We start from the raw sequence: 15,396 nt of genomic DNA on the forward strand, positions 1-15,396 counted from the left end.
TTAGCAGAATAATTCTTAATCGAACGCGTATCTTTTCAAACGTAGTAAGCCGAAAGTTTTTCACTTTGAATTACTCTGATTTTTAACTCGCAGCCCATCCTTTTACCAATAAACAATTTTATCCTGGTAAACAATAATTCTGCTTTTCCTTAAATCATTCAAAAAACATTTTACAACCTCAGGTTGTTCAGTTGTAAAGTAAATTGTAAACTAAATTATACATATAATCAAATCTTTTGTGTTATTTTGATGTTCAATCATTTACAAATGAAAAACATCTATTTTATCGCCCTGCTCTCCATTTTTTCCATAAACTATCTTTTGGCTCAAGAAAGTTCGCTCAACTCCGAGAAGATTGATGGAAGTAATTTAATTGAACAACTGCACAGCGACCGGTATCAATTTAATAAGAGATTGATCAAGCATGAAGCTGATTTAACCCGGTTGCCAGTATCGCAATCCATTTTAAAATCAGGAAAATTTACCATTACTTTTGCCGGACGTGATTATGTGATAAATAACAAACAGGTTGTAGCAATCAGCGGTATTAAACTCTCTAAAACTGCCTTGGCGGCAATTACGAATAAACTATCATTACTGGATCATCTTCAAAAAAATTGTTCTGAAACTGTAAATGCAGAATACAAAAAGGATAGAAGAAATCTCCAGTATATTAAAAACCTTGATCGGCAATATTTCTCTTCTCTGAAACAAATCTCATCTATTACTGGTGATATTTCTCGGGAGTTACGTAAGCCGAATGCGTCTATAACAATCGAACTGGCAATGGATAAAGTAAATGTTCCTCAGATGTTTACTAATTCTTCAATTAGGCAGGAAGTGTTGTTTGCCGAGACAAAATAGCTGCTATCAAGCCGCATAGGCGATCAGCAACAGTAATTAAACACTACAACAATAGTTCTTAAAAAATAAAGCGCCCGAAAGGGCTTTTTTAATTTCAAAGCGTTATTTTTACGCCAATTATGGAAAACGACAAAAAAGAAATATTCGATAACGTTGCGCAACGTTTAAAAATTGAAGGTTTTAATGTAGTAAATCGCGATGAGACACGCCCTTGGGGTGGTTTCTTTGTTATTGATGAGGCACAGGCTCAGCAGTTTGCAGATACCTACTTTGACGGATTAGATGTAGAAAGTTTAAAAATAGGTGGCAAATTAAGCCCAAAAATATTAATAGTTGCACCAAACACACGTTTATCGTGGCAATATCACCACCGCAGAGCTGAAATTTGGCAGGTAGTTACAGGTACCGTTGGTATTAAAACCAGCGAAACTGATGAAGAGGGTGAAGTAAAAACATATGCGCCAAAAGATCAGATAAAATTGCAACAAGGCGAACGCCATCGTTTGATAGGTTTAGATGATTGGGGTGTGGTTGCGGAGATCTGGCAACATACTGATGCATCGAATCCATCCGATGAAAGCGATATTGTTCGTGTTCAAGACGATTTCGGTAGATAAAAATATTCCATCAGAATCCTGTTCTGACTATTCAGTGCAGGATTCTTATTTATTCCAACACTTCTGCTTTTGGTTTCCAGCCATAAGAAAAACTAAACGTTAAAAAAATACGTTTATAAAGTATACACACCATACATGATTATCTTCCTTTTTTTTGTTTGCCATTGGTTTTTATCCTTATTCAGTCAAACTTTTTTTCTTCACCGTTACTCTTCCCATAAGATGTTTAAAATGGAGCCTTTTTGGGAAAAGTTCTTTTATCTCGTTTTACTGATTTCTCAGGGTTCATCATTTTTAAATCCAAGAGCGTACGCTATTTTACATCGCATGCACCATGCATATAGCGATACAGAGAAAGATCCTCATTCTCCACATTTTTTTAAGGATGTGTTTGGGATGATGATTGCAACAAAAAATATGTACATGAATTACCTGCATTTCAAAATCCAACCAGAACCTGCATTTCAGGGTAATTATCCTGAATGGCCGCTGATTGACAGAATTGGTGATTCTTGGTTTTGGAGAATTGGTTGTGGCTTATTTTACATCGGTTTTTATATTATGTTTGCCAACCACTGGTGGTTATTTATTTTGTTACCCATTCACTTTTTAATGGGACCATTACACGGTGCTATTGTGAACTGGTGCGGGCATAAATATGGTTACTCCAATCACGATAATGATGACCATAGCAAAAATTCATTACCCTGGGATTTCCTGTTAATGGGTGAGTTATTCCAAAATAACCATCACAAGAAACCAAATAGCCCGAACTTTGCGACTAAATGGTGGGAATTTGACCCGACTTATCCGGTAATGAAAGTATTGCACTGGATGAAAATTATCAAGATTAGAAAGGTTTAAATTCATTATTCATCCTGAGCTTGTAGGTGGTATTGGTTCTTTCTTTGTTGTTGTCCTGATCATAGGCTTTTTTTGTTCGAGGCAAAAGATGAAGAATTGCCAGCTTAAAATCTTTATATGTTGGCCACTGCTTAAAGTGGTACAGTGATCCTGTTTGAGTGAGACTTCACCACCGTCCAGGAAGATTTTTGGGATGGTTAAATGTTAAGGTTAAATTTTTTTTAAACAGGTTTTTTATTGGTTAAACCCGACAGGAGCGAGCACGAAGTGTAACGAAGTAAAGCAGATGGCGGGACTTTCGGAACCGAAATGAACAGGAACTTGCTTTTCAAATATTATAACACCATACCCTATGATCAACCTCCTGAAAATCGTTTTCTCTGCACTTTTAGTTTTCATGTGCTATAAAGTAATTGCTACTTCTTTAGAAAGTAATCTTTTTGATCAGTGGGATTTTCTCGGTTCCATACCATGGATGCGAGCCACGCTTTGGGATTTTTATGCTAACATATTCATTATCACGCTATGGATGCTCTACAAAGAAAAAAGCATTATTCTTAAAATCTCTGTTACAATTTTGTTCGTATGTTTAGGTAGTATAGCCACTCTAGCCTATGTTTTGGTTCATTTATATAGACTAAAAGAAGGCGAGGGCATTAAAGAATTGCTGGTAAAAAGGTAGAAAGTGAATGGCGAAACGCGTTCTCTTGAACCTTGCGCCTTAACACTTAAACCTAACAATGGATTACCAACATCTACTATTTATTGCACTCATTTCGTTAATTGCTTGCTGTACCATTATGGTATTGGTTTGGTTATGGGCGAAAAAAAATTAGAAATGCTGGTATAGTAGATGTTTTTTGGGCGCTAAATTTTCCAGTAATTACCATTATCACTTTCTTTTTAGCTGAAGGTTATGAAATGCGCAAGATTTTAATTTGTGCTATTTTTTTAATTGCAGAATTGAGATTAGGTATTCATTTGTGGCAAAGGGTAATCGGTCATTTAGATGAAGAGGAAGGCAGATATCAGCAACTTCGCCGTGAGTGGGGCGAAAATGCCGACCGAAACTTCTTTGTCTTTTTTCAGTTTCAAGCCATCTCTAATGTAATTCTCGCTATCCCGTTTTTTATTATCACAGCCAATACCTCTACAGAAATTTCTATTTTGGAATATGTCGGCTTGGCCATTTGGGCAATTGCTTTTGTGGGTGAAATGGTTGCCGATAAACAGCTCGCTGCTTTTAAAAAAGATCCCAAAAACAAAGGAAAGGTTTGCGATACAGGTTTGTGGTATTACAGTCGCCACCCCAATTATTTTTTTGAATGGTTAACCTGGATGGCATATTTCATCTTCGCATTAGCGTCGCCATGGGGCATCCTCGCCATCATCAGTCCGGCAATAATTTTCTATCTATTAACCCGGGTTACAGGTGTTCCAAACAATGAAGAACAAAATTTAAGGAGCAAACCCGAAGCTTACAAAAAATACCAGCAAACAACTTCGGCCTTTTTCCCATGGAAAAAAGGTTATAAAAGTTAGCGGTAGTGGATTACAGGCCTAAACCTTATACCCTGGTTTTGCATCCGAACCGATCACTTTTAAATATAATTTACAACTCAAATGTGGTACGATAAACTTTTAGAAAACGACAAACTTCCTGATACCGCTCTGCGTATGGGGATTAGGAAACTTTGCAAACAACGTTTAGATGATGAAACCTTAGGCGATGAAGCTTTGCAGCAAGAGAAATTTATGGATCTGGTTGCCGAGTTAAAACAGTCGCCAATTGCGGTAAATACTTCCGAGGCTAACGAGCAACATTATGAATTACCTACAGAATTTTTCCAGTATTGCTTAGGCAAAAATCTGAAATATAGCAGCGGTTATTGGAAACCGGGCGTAAAGGATATTGATACCTCGGAAGATGATATGCTGGCTTTAACCTGCGAACGGGCAGATTTGCAAAGTGGTCAGAATGTGCTGGAACTGGGCTGTGGCTGGGGTTCGCTATCATTGTACATGTCGTCGAAGTTTCCTGAAAGCACCTTTACTGTAGTTTCAAACTCAGCAACGCAAAAAGTTTTTATTGATGAAATGGCGAAGCAACGAGGCATTCAAAACTTAACCGTTTTAACTGCTGATATGAATACTTTTACCATTGCAGATACTTTTGATAGGGTGGTTTCTGTTGAGATGTTTGAACACATGCGTAATTATAAATTTTTGCTGAACAAGGTTGCCGGTTTCTTAAAACCTGACGGAAAATTGTTCGTTCACATTTTTACGCATAAAACGCTGGCATACAAATTCGAGGTAATTGATGAAACCGATTGGATGAGCAAATACTTTTTTACAGGTGGTATTATGCCTTCCAACCATTTATTTTTCTATTTCAATGATGATCTTAAAATTGCCAGGCATTGGGTAGTAAACGGAACCAATTACGGAAAAACTTCTGAAGCCTGGCTTAGTAATATGGATAAGCACAAACAAGAAATCATGCCAATTCTGGAAAACACTTATGGTAAAGATCAGGCCGTGAAATGGTGGGTTTACTGGCGTTTATTTTACATGAGTTGTGCCGAGTTATTTAATTATAATAAGGGAAACGAATGGATGGTTTGTCATTATTTGTTTGAAAAAACAGCTTAAAGGAAAGCTAAAGGACTGAAGCCAAATATTCAATTTAATTTAAGAAAATGCAAAAATTAGCCATTATTGGCTCCGGAATAGCAGGAATGGGTTGCGCCCATAAGCTGCAACATCAATACGATATCACAGTTTTTGAGCAAGGCGATTATATTGGGGGTCATACCAATACAATTACACTCGAAGTAGATGGTAAACCCATTTATTTAGATACTGGTTTCATGGTTTTTAACTATGAAACTTATCCAAATCTGACGGAAATGTTTGCTGAGATTGCCGCACCAGTAATCAAAACCGATATGTCTTTCAGTGTTCAGTTTCTGCCAAAAAAGTTAGAATACAGCGGTTCCAGTTTAAACCATTTATTCGCACAGCGGAAGAATATCTTTAATATTTCTTACCTGAAAATGTTGATGCAGATTAATCGTTTCAACAAACAAAGCATCGAAATTTTAGATCAACCAGCATACCAAGATTATTCCATTGGTAAGTTTTTCAAAGAATTTGGTTATAGCGATGATATGCTTTGGCAATACCTGATTCCCATGAGTGCAGCGGTTTGGAGTGCACCAATGGAACAGATCTTAGATTTTCCAGCGGTAACTTTAATCCGTTTTTTTAAAAATCACGGTTTTTTAGGTTTAGATACACAGCACCAATGGTACACTTTGCAAAATGGAAGTCAGGCTTACCGTGAAAAACTAATTTCACCATTCCGCGATCGAATTAAAATTAATAATAAAATTGTTTCCGTAAAACGATTAGAGAACGGAAAGGTAGAGGTGGTAAATTCAATAAACGAGCGTTTTGAATTTGACAAGGTGATTATGGCCTGCCACGCAGACCAAACTTTTGAAACCGTAAAAAATAAAACAACTTTAGAAACGGAATTGCTATCGAAGTTTAAATATCAGCTTAATCAAGCCGTGGTGCATACCGATGAAGAGCAAATGCCAAAAGCTAAACTGGCCTGGAGCAGTTGGAATTATCGTGTAGAAAAACAAGGCGATAAATTGTTGCCAAGCACTATTTATTGGATGAATAATTTGCAGGGTGTTTCTAAGAAAACGAATTACTTTGTTTCTATTAACCCTTCGGCAACTTTAAGTGCGGATAAAGTCATAAAGCAAATAGATTACCATCATCCTTTATTTGACGTTCCGGCCATGCGGGCACAAGAGCGATTACATGAGTTAAATGAAAATGGCCCTATTTACTACTGCGGAAGTTATTTTAAATATGGTTTTCATGAAGATGCGTATAAAAGTGCAGTGGATTTATGTTTAAAGATGTAAGGTGTTTAATGAGTTAATATGTAAGATGTGAGATGGAAAATGGAGTAGCATTATGTTTAATGGAAAATGTAAGATGGGAATGGGGTAGCATGATGTTGATGGACTGTTTTAGATGGATAATGGTTATGACGATTTAACTAATGAAGCCATTTCAATTCCGTCATTCATCTTACATCTTTACGTTCTCCATTTTTTTTGTTAGTTTTAATTGGTCATCCTTCGAAATATTATGTATTAATTTTTTAAAGATGAACGAAAAAACTACTCAATTGTTAGAAAGAACATTTCGCTTTGGCGTTGATGTGTTGAAATTCTTAAGCACACTTCCTTATAATTTTATTTATAAAGTACCCATGTTACAGTTAAGCAGGTGTTCAACATCAATAGGTGCAAATTATGAAGAAGCTCAAGGAGCGTTTAGTAAACGAGATTTCAGTTATAAGATTGGAATTTCTTACAGAGAAGCGAGAGAAAGTGTTTATTGGTTAAAGACACTAAGTGAGCTTTATCCTGATGATAAATATAAAATAGATTTTGAAAGGTTTAAAGGAGAAGCATTAGAGTTGAAGAAAATATTTACTACCATTAAGATTTCATCTAGTAAATAGAAATTTTTGAATCCGGTTTAACGAATATGTCCCATCATCCATCATCCATTTCACATCTTATATCCAACATATACACTGCCAAAGTCATGCACCATCGGCTGGCACCAAAAAAACATACATTTTGGTACAATGTATATATGTTTTATATTGATTTAGACGAGATTGATTTGCTGGCAAAAAAACTTCGGTGGTTTAGTCGCAACAAATTTAACCTGTTTTCATTTCGCGATTCGGAACATTTACAATTGCCAAGAAATAATCCGGATTCAACAAAAAACATTCGCCAGCATTTGGAAAGTTATTTAAAGGGTTATGGTGTTGATGGAACAAAACTGAAAATTAAGTTGCTAACCAATCTCAATGTTTTAGGGTATAATTTCAATCCGGTTTCATTCTATTTCTGTTTTGATGAAAATGAAAATCCGGTGTGTTGTGTTGCAGAAATTAGCAATACCTATCGCGAAATGAAACTTTTTTTCTTTGGCAAAGAAGAATTGGATGGTGATCGCTTCAAAAAAATTACGACAAAATATTTTTACGTTTCGCCATTTATTGATCACGACGATTCCTTTGATTTTAATCTGAAAATCCCCGGAGAGAAGCTGGAGATTAAAATAGACGACATTGATAAGAACGGTAAGCGGTTTTTTATCAGCACTTTATTAGGTAGCAGTAAACCATTAACCGATGCCAGCTTGCTAAAATATTTTTTTTCTATTCCTTTTATTCCATTGCAGGTGATGGGCATGATTCATTGGCAGGCCTTTAAATTGTGGATGAAAAAAATACCATTTCACCCAAAAGCTGAAAACCCTGAACTGCAACGCAACGTATATAAGCCCTATAAACCACAAACAAAATAGATTTAGATTATGAGTACGCTTGCCGCCACCAAAACACATATTGGTTTTTTTGAAAAAGTGGTATTAAATTCGCTTTCCAAAATGACCCTAGGTAAGTTGGAGCTTTCCTTGCCCAATGGTGAAACACTCACTTTTGGTAACCATGAAGACAAAATTTCTGCCAATATTCAGGTGAACCATCCTGATTTTTTCAAATCAATAGCTTTGTACGGCGATATCGGCTTTGGAGAAGGTTATACTTTGGGCCTTTGGGATACTTCGAGTATTACAAACGTAATTAAGTGGGTGCTCTTAAATATCGAAAATGCACCTTCGGTTACCGGAAGCAAAGCAAAATCAATTGCGCTTAACCTTTTTAAAATGGTAAACAAGCTTGCCCATGTCCGCAGGGCAAATACGCTTGCCGGTTCACAGAAAAATATTTCAGCACATTACGATCTTAACAATGATTTCTTTGCAACATTTTTAGATAAAACCATGACCTATTCAAGCGGTTATTTTATTAATGATCAGGTCAGTTTGGAAGAATCGCAATATGCCAAATATGATCGCCTTGCGAAACAATTAAAGGTTAAAGCTACAGATCATGTTCTGGAAATTGGCAGTGGTTGGGGAGGCAATGCAATTTTTTTGGCAAAGAACTACGGCTGTCAAGTTACGTCAGTAACCATCTCAAAGGAACAGCAAAAACTTGCTCTACAAAGAGTAAAGGAAGAGAAACTTGAAGATCGGGTTTCAATCATCATTCAGGATTACCGCAAAATCGAAGGTACGTTTGATAAGATTGTTTCCATTGAAATGTTAGAAGCCGTCGGTCATCAATATTTGGAAACTTACTTTGAGAAATGCCAATCGTTGCTGAAAAAAGACGGTATTTTCGCTTTTCAAGTGATTACTTCTCCAGATAGCCGATATGATAAATTACGAAACGGGGTAGATTGGATTCAAAAACACATCTTTCCGGGCTCACTGTTGCCGTCGGTTTCTGCAATCAATAAAGCCATTAATAATACCGGAGATTTGACCATGGTCGATTTGAAGGATATGGGTTTAGATTATGCAAAAACACTCCATCTTTGGTATCTGGAATTTAACAAACATTTGGATAAAGTTAAAGCCTTAGGTTTTGATGAAAATTTCATCCGCAAATGGAATTATTACTTAAACTATTGTGAGGCCGCTTTCGCCATGCGCAACATCAATGTAATGCAACTGGTTTATACGAGGCCAAATAATACTTCGAGATAATATCTACTTATATTAATTTGAAGATGGTAATGAGGAATTGAGTTTTAATTATAAAGTTAATAAATACTGGAATGGATAATAAGCGATGGCTAATTATCCATTTTTTTTGGAGAAATACATCATTCACCAAACATTTTTAATCTGACATCTTTTTTACCGATAAAAGTCGCACCTTTGCCGACTAAATTAACGAAGTCGCGTAAAAAGTATTCTACTCTGTTGTAACAAATTGCAACTTGCGCAGACTAATACCAAATACTAACAAATTAACATGAAAAGAATTTTACTCTTAATCCTCTCTGTCGGAATTTTTATAAACGCACATGCACAGTTTCCTGCAGGTGGTTTTGGTGGGGGTGCTAAGAAGCCAACAGTTTTCGGTCGTATCACAGCTACTATTTTAGATTCAGTAACAAAACAACCCATTGATTATGCAACAGTTTCGCTAATCGCTGTAAAGGATAATAAATCGGTAAATGGTGGGGTAACTGACCCAAAAGGTAAATTATCATTGCAAAATGTTGCGCCAGATGCTTATAAATTAATGATTGGTTTTATGGGCTACAAAACCAAATCTATTTTGGTTACTACAACACCAGCTAAGCCTGATCAAAACTTAGGAACAATCTATATTTCTTCCTCAGAAAATACACTTGCCGATGTTCAGGTTCAGGGAACCAAAGCCGTTATCGAAAATAAAATCGATAGAATGGTTTATAATGCAGAGGCCGATGGTACAAATGCTGGTGGCGATGCTACAGATGTGATGCGTAAAGTGCCTATGCTTTCTGTGGATGTTGATGGTAATGTTCAGCTTCGTGGTGGTGCCGTTCGTGTGTTGATTAATGGAAAACCTTCTGGTACCATGGCAAGCAGCGTTTCCGATGCTTTGAAAATGATACCTGCAGAGCAAATTAAAAGTGTTGAGGTGATAACCAGTCCATCAGCGAAGTATGATGCAGAAGGTTCTGGAGGTATTATCAATATTATCACTAAAAAATCAAATGCGCAAGGTGTAAGTGGTACGGTAAATTTATCTGCCGGAACCCGTCAAAATAATGGTGCATTTAATCTAACGGCAAAAACAGGGCGCTTAAGTGTTAATACAAGTTTGGGTGCCAACCTTGCTTATGCTCAGGATTCAAGAGTTTTATTTGAAAACAATACTCGAACAGATTCTGTTGGCAAAACAAATGTCACCAGTATTTTTCAGGATGGTGTGTCAAAATGGAGCCGTAATGGGTATAATGGTAGCTTCGGTGCTGATTACGATTTTAATGCTTACAATAATCTAAGCTCCACCATTAAGTATAATAATTTCTCTAATGGAGGTCCAGGAAGTGCTAATTATATCTTAAACGGAGCACAATTCAGAAACATTAGTTCAATGGATATGGGCTTTAACAACTTCGATTGGAATGTGGACTATAAACACACTACGAAAAAAGAAGGAGAGGAGTTTACTATTGCTGGTCAATTATCTTCAGGCAGGAATACCACTGAGTTTGAAAACGAAATTATTGGCAGTAATTTTCCGGCAGTAAACAACGATAATACTGGTAAAAACAAAGAATATACTGTTCAAACGGATTACACTTATCCTTTCACAAAGTCAACTATTCTGGAAGTTGGAGCTAAAGGAATTTTTCGCGACATCAGCAGTGCGTTTTCAAATAATGCAAACCAAAATTTCGATTACAACCAGGATGTAGCTTCCGCTTATGGCGTAATTAGCTTTAAGCTGAGTAAAAAGCTAAACTTTAAAGGCGGATTAAGATCTGAATATACCAGTATCGGATTTAATAACGCACAAGGTGGAATTCAGAAAAACGACTATTTTAACTTATTCCCGAGTGCCATCATTTCACAAACTCTAAAAGGTAATGCAACTTTAAAATTAAGTTATAACCGTAGGGTACAAAGACCAAGTTTAGCTTACCTGAATCCTTTCCGTAACGAAAGTGATCAGTTTAATATCAGACAAGGAGAACCTACGTTAGATCCTGAGTTAAGTGATAACTTCGAGTTAGGCTATTCTACTTTCATCAAAGGATCTGTGATTAACGCCTCGGTGTTTTACCGCAGAACTGGCGATGTAATTGAAAGTTCAATTATTTCATTAAGAGAGAATGGTTTTGATAAAACATTAACAACCTATATTAACGTAGGTACCGCACAAACTTATGGAGCAAATGTTTTTGCATCTTACAACCCGAAACCAAAATGGACATTGATGACCAACCTGGGCGTAAATACTTACGAAGTAAGCAATACTCAAACAGGCGTAAGTACAGGAACATTTTTAAATTATAACATTTTCGGACGATCAGCTTATGGATTTGGTAAAGGCTATAATTTTGAATTGTTTGGTGTTGTTAATTCGCCAAGAAGAACCTATCAAGGTAAAACTGATGCCATGGTGTTCTATGGTGCATCCTTCAAAAAAGATATTTTAAATAAAAAGGGTTCAATTGGTATCAATACCTTAAATCCTTTCACCCGTGATTTACACATCAAAACAGTAAACAATTCGGTTACAACTGTTGGCAATAAAGTAAGTACACTTTATCAAAGTACCAATGTTTACTATCCTTTACGTTCTTTTGGTGTTAACTTTAGCTATAGCTTTGGTAAATTGAAATTCACGGAGAAAAAGAAAATCAAAAACGACGACATTAAGCAAGACCAGCAACAAGGTGGTGGTGGAATGGGCGGTGTACAACAATAAAAACCCAAATCAATTATAAATTTAAGTCCCCGGTTGTAAAATCGGGGACTTTTTTTGTGTAGTGTGTAAAAAATACACTTAGTGGATTTGTTTTTTGTTAACTTTTTGCAGTAATGTATTTTTTTATGCCTGATTTTGCAGTTTATTTTTAGGCTTAATGCCCTTGTAGTGATAATCTGTGGTGTTTTGTGGTTTTTGCTTGAAGGTGTTGAGTTTTTGCTTAGGTTTTATGCGGCAATTTATTTTTAAAAACTATATATTGCATTTAACTAACAAACATTAACCTAAACAATAGAGATATGAGAAAAATCTTTACCTCGCTACTTTTCGTGTGTATGTTGCTTGTTGGCATTTCGTCATTTGCGCAAGTAAAAACCATCACAGGGAAAGTCACTTCTTCAGATGATAACGGACCTTTACCTGGAGCAAGTATCAAAGTCAAAGGGGCAAATACCGGAGCCTCAACAGATGGAAACGGAAACTTCACCATTCAGGTTTCTTCCTCAAACGCGGTTTTAGTAGTTAGCTTAATTGGTTACAAAACACAGGAGGTTACAGTAGGGAATCGAACCACCGTAAACCTGGCACTTGCTTCAGATTCGCAACAACTTGAAGAGGTAACGGTTTCTACCGGATTAGGGATTACCCGACAGGCGAAATCACTTGGTTATGCTGCACAACAGGTTGACAACAAAGCTTTAAACTTCAACCACCAACCTAACTTGATCAATGCTTTGCAAGGAAAAGTTGCAGGTGCAACCATTTCCAGTATGGGCGGTGGCCCTGGTCAAGGTGCGAATATTAGAATCAGAGGTGTTAACTCCATCGATCCAAGTATTCCAAGTGATCCGCTTTATGTTATTGATGGCGTTCAGATTGATAATTCTACCTCTACATTGGGCGCAAATCCGGGTGGCACCGCTTACGGAGCCAGAGGAGTAAGCAACAGAGCATCTGATATTAATCCGGAAGATATTGAAACAATCAATATTTTAAAGGGCGGTGCGGCAACCGCTTTATATGGGCTAAGAGGTGTAAATGGCGTAGTGGTTATCACCACTAAACGAGGTGCTGCAGGCGCCTTGAGCATCAATTTAAATAGTAGTTATGGTTTTGATGAGGTTTTGAAGAAACCTGCTGTTCAAACTGAATATACTCAGGGTGTTTTAGGTGTTTATGCAAATCCGCCAAGCGGTATTGGGCCAGCATGGGGGCCAACAATAGCTGAAGCAAAACTACTTGATCCAACACATCCGGATCAACTTTACGACAATTATGACAGAGCTTTTGGAACGGGTCAACAGATTAAAAACTCAGTTTCAGTAGCCGGTGGAAGTGAAGCGGTAAAGTTTTTCTCTTCAGTATCGCAACTCTATCAAAAAGGCATGATGCCAAATACTGATTATAAAAATCTTTCAGGTAGGTTAAATACCGATATCACCATTAGCCCTAAGTTTAAAGCTTCAGTGAATATGAACTTTAGCAATGCAGGTGGTTATACTTACAGTGCAGATCGGTTTGGTGAAGGTTTGGCATATTGGTCGCCTCGCTATGATGTTGCAGATTACATCAACGAAAATGGTACGCAAAAGTATATTGGAACAAATAACCCAATTTGGGGAACAGAAACGAACCAGCTGAAAAGTGATGTGAATCGTTTCATTGGCGGAGCAGCATTAACTTATGAGCCAACCAAATGGTTGAACTTTTCATACCGTTTTGGATTAGATACCTATAATGATAACCGTGTAAGAACTGCACCGGGCCCAATGGGCATTACCGGCGAACAGGTGTATGACAATGACCAGGGATTCTATGGCGAGTATAATTCAAAAGTTAGAACACTAAATGGTACTTTCTTAGCAACCTTAACTTCAAAAATAACAAGTGATATTAACGGTACGTTGAGATTGGGACAGGAGATGTATGATAGCCGATTAAAAAATATCGGTAGTTTAGGAAGTCAGTTGAGCATTTACAACTTCTTCAACCTAGCCAATGCAAAAGTAATTAGCGTTTCGCAATCCATCACGCAGAAAAGATTAGTAGGTTATTTTGGAGAGGCTACTTTCGATTATAAAAACTACTTATTTTTAACCTTAACTGGTAGAAATGATATCACGTCAACCCTGTCTAAAGAAAACAGGTCATTCTTTTATCCATCAGCAAGTATTAGTTACGTATTTTCTGACCAATTTAAACTTCCGTCGGCAATTAGCCAGGCTAAGTTAAGATTATCGTATGCTAAACTTGGAAAAGACGCACCAATTTATGCAGGTGCATCGTCAGGTTTTGCTACTTATGGCAGTTTACCAACGGGAACCACAGGTTTAACGCTTGCGTCTAACCTCGGAAATCCAAGCCTTCGCCCTGAATTTACAAATACTTTCGAAACCGGCTTGGAGATGTCTTTTTTTAAGGGTCGTTTAGGATTTGATTTTACATATTATTATTCATTGAGTAAGGATCAGATTATCCAGGCACAAATTACCTCAGCAACAGGTTATGTAACCACATCAATCAACGCTGGTAATATTCGTAACAGAGGGGTCGAATTGGTGATCAATGGAAAACCTATTGATGGAAAAGATTTTAAATGGGGTGTTAACTTAAATGTATCAGCAAATAGAAACAAAATCCTTTACTTACCTACTGATATTATTTATGGCGCCGCAAGGGGTTATGGAAATGCTGGTGTGACCATGAAATTGGTTGAAGGGCAGGCTTTTGGTAACATTTACGGTTCGTATTTTAACAGGTATTCAGGTGGACAACCTCAAGACCCTAACTTCTTGGATAAAAATTTGCCATTGCTTATTGGAGCTGATGGCTTCCCGATCATTTCTGGTGGTACACAAAGAATTTTAGGTAACTCACAACCAGATTATGTTATCGGTATGGGGAATAACTTTAGCTACAAACGTTTTAGTTTGAATGTTTTGTTTGATGCCCGTTTAGGCTTCGAAAAATATAACTGGCTGGAAGATTTTTATTCTGCTTTCGGTTTGCCAGATTACACTGCCGACAGAAGATCATTCAGAACGTTTGAAGGTGTGCTTGCAAATGGAACGCCAAATACAAAGCAAGTTTGGTTAGGTCAGCGTTTCGGTCCTGATGGTGTAGATTATGGTGAAGGTTACTACCGCAGATTTTACAGAAACGTTTCTGAGCCTTTTGTAACAGACGCATCTTGGGTTCGCCTTCGTTCTGCGAGTTTAAGTTATGCTTTGCCAACAAATTGGTTGCCTAAAAAAGCAATCAGATCTGCTTCGGTTTCAGTAACAGGAAATAACCTTTGGTTATGGACCAAATATTACGGTGTAGATCCGGAGTCAAGTTCGTATGATGCGGGTAGTAACAATGATGGTTCAGCCGGATTTACCTATCCAACTGCCCGTACAATTATGTTTTCTCTAAATGTTGGTTTTTAATTTGATCATGATGAAAAAGATTTTAAAATATACAGTATTATCGGTTTTGACGGCAAGTATTGCACTTCAAGGCTGTAAAGACAGCTATTTTGATAACGTTGCTAAAAACCCTAACCAAGTAACTACGCCAACTTTAGCGTCTCTGCTGGCTACATCAACCAGTAAAGCTGGAGTAAATAACTATAATGTTGCAAGTGCCATCGTTCCATATGTTCAGTACACCGCT

At 37.1% G+C, this 15,396-nt stretch carries 13 protein-coding genes; all 13 read left to right on the forward strand.

The annotated features are described in order from the left end of the window. Window positions 1-267 precede the first annotated feature (267 nt). A complete protein-coding gene (locus ON09_RS16325) occupies window positions 268-864 on the forward strand; it encodes a hypothetical protein (RefSeq protein ID WP_029204396.1) in 597 nt (198 codons plus the stop codon). Between the two features lie 119 nt (window positions 865-983). Continuing rightward, window positions 984-1,481 (forward strand): cupin domain-containing protein, encoded by a 498-nt coding sequence (locus tag ON09_RS16330; protein ID WP_010602136.1) that lies wholly within the window; start codon window positions 984-986, stop codon window positions 1,479-1,481. A gap of 135 nt (window positions 1,482-1,616) precedes the next feature. Further along, the gene (locus ON09_RS16335) at window positions 1,617-2,345 is read left to right on the forward strand and encodes an acyl-CoA desaturase (protein ID WP_029204397.1); all 729 of its coding nucleotides are present in this window, start codon (window positions 1,617-1,619) and stop codon (window positions 2,343-2,345) included. A gap of 352 nt (window positions 2,346-2,697) precedes the next feature. Beyond that, window positions 2,698-3,027 (forward strand): DUF1475 family protein, encoded by a 330-nt coding sequence (locus ON09_RS16340; protein WP_010602138.1) that lies wholly within the window; start codon window positions 2,698-2,700, stop codon window positions 3,025-3,027. 101 nt (window positions 3,028-3,128) lie between these two features. Next, window positions 3,129-3,887, forward strand: a complete 759-nt coding sequence (locus tag ON09_RS16345) for a DUF1295 domain-containing protein (RefSeq protein ID WP_010602139.1) — start codon at window positions 3,129-3,131, stop codon at window positions 3,885-3,887. 81 nt (window positions 3,888-3,968) lie between these two features. Beyond that, complete coding sequence (locus ON09_RS16350; protein ID WP_010602140.1) at window positions 3,969-5,000, forward strand: SAM-dependent methyltransferase; 1,032 nt, start codon at window positions 3,969-3,971, stop codon at window positions 4,998-5,000. Between the two features lie 47 nt (window positions 5,001-5,047). After that, window positions 5,048-6,292, forward strand: coding sequence for an NAD(P)/FAD-dependent oxidoreductase (locus tag ON09_RS16355; protein WP_010602141.1), 1,245 nt, complete (start codon window positions 5,048-5,050; stop codon window positions 6,290-6,292). A gap of 248 nt (window positions 6,293-6,540) precedes the next feature. Then, window positions 6,541-6,900, forward strand: coding sequence for a four helix bundle protein (locus ON09_RS16360; RefSeq protein ID WP_010602142.1), 360 nt, complete (start codon window positions 6,541-6,543; stop codon window positions 6,898-6,900). A 26-nt stretch (window positions 6,901-6,926) separates the two neighbouring features. Beyond that, complete coding sequence (locus ON09_RS16365) at window positions 6,927-7,763, forward strand: DUF1365 domain-containing protein (RefSeq protein WP_083838007.1); 837 nt, start codon at window positions 6,927-6,929, stop codon at window positions 7,761-7,763. A gap of 9 nt (window positions 7,764-7,772) precedes the next feature. Continuing rightward, on the forward strand, window positions 7,773-9,011 hold the full coding sequence (locus ON09_RS16370) for an SAM-dependent methyltransferase (RefSeq protein WP_010602144.1): 1,239 nt from the start codon (window positions 7,773-7,775) through the stop codon (window positions 9,009-9,011). A gap of 271 nt (window positions 9,012-9,282) precedes the next feature. Continuing rightward, window positions 9,283-11,739, forward strand: coding sequence for an outer membrane beta-barrel family protein (locus ON09_RS16375; protein ID WP_010602145.1), 2,457 nt, complete (start codon window positions 9,283-9,285; stop codon window positions 11,737-11,739). Window positions 11,740-12,038: 299 nt separating this feature from the next. After that, entirely contained in the window at window positions 12,039-15,170 is a 3,132-nt protein-coding gene (locus ON09_RS16380) for a SusC/RagA family TonB-linked outer membrane protein (protein ID WP_029204400.1), read from the forward strand. Between the two features lie 7 nt (window positions 15,171-15,177). Then, a partial coding sequence (locus tag ON09_RS16385) for a hypothetical protein (RefSeq protein WP_394358224.1) occupies window positions 15,178-15,396 on the forward strand: 219 nt, incomplete at its 3' end.

The organism is Pedobacter agri PB92 (genome assembly GCF_000258495.1).
Lineage (GTDB): Bacteria > Bacteroidota > Bacteroidia > Sphingobacteriales > Sphingobacteriaceae > Pedobacter > Pedobacter agri.

Bases quoted from the DNA above. Each gene is read 5' to 3' on its own strand.
- ON09_RS16365 (WP_083838007.1), top strand. From the start codon at position 6,927: ATGTCCCATCATCCATCATCCATTTCACATCTTATATCCAACATATAC.
- ON09_RS16350 (WP_010602140.1), top strand. From the start codon at position 3,969: ATGTGGTACGATAAACTTTTAGAAAACGACAAACTTCCTGATACCGCT.
- ON09_RS16360 (WP_010602142.1), top strand. From the start codon at position 6,541: ATGAACGAAAAAACTACTCAATTGTTAGAAAGAACATTTCGCTTTGGC.
- ON09_RS16340 (WP_010602138.1), top strand. From the start codon at position 2,698: ATGATCAACCTCCTGAAAATCGTTTTCTCTGCACTTTTAGTTTTCATG.
- ON09_RS16325 (WP_029204396.1), top strand. From the start codon at position 268: ATGAAAAACATCTATTTTATCGCCCTGCTCTCCATTTTTTCCATAAAC.
- ON09_RS16375 (WP_010602145.1), top strand. From the start codon at position 9,283: ATGAAAAGAATTTTACTCTTAATCCTCTCTGTCGGAATTTTTATAAAC.
- ON09_RS16380 (WP_029204400.1), top strand. From the start codon at position 12,039: ATGAGAAAAATCTTTACCTCGCTACTTTTCGTGTGTATGTTGCTTGTT.
- ON09_RS16355 (WP_010602141.1), top strand. From the start codon at position 5,048: ATGCAAAAATTAGCCATTATTGGCTCCGGAATAGCAGGAATGGGTTGC.
- ON09_RS16330 (WP_010602136.1), top strand. From the start codon at position 984: ATGGAAAACGACAAAAAAGAAATATTCGATAACGTTGCGCAACGTTTA.
- ON09_RS16335 (WP_029204397.1), top strand. From the start codon at position 1,617: ATGATTATCTTCCTTTTTTTTGTTTGCCATTGGTTTTTATCCTTATTC.
- ON09_RS16370 (WP_010602144.1), top strand. From the start codon at position 7,773: ATGAGTACGCTTGCCGCCACCAAAACACATATTGGTTTTTTTGAAAAA.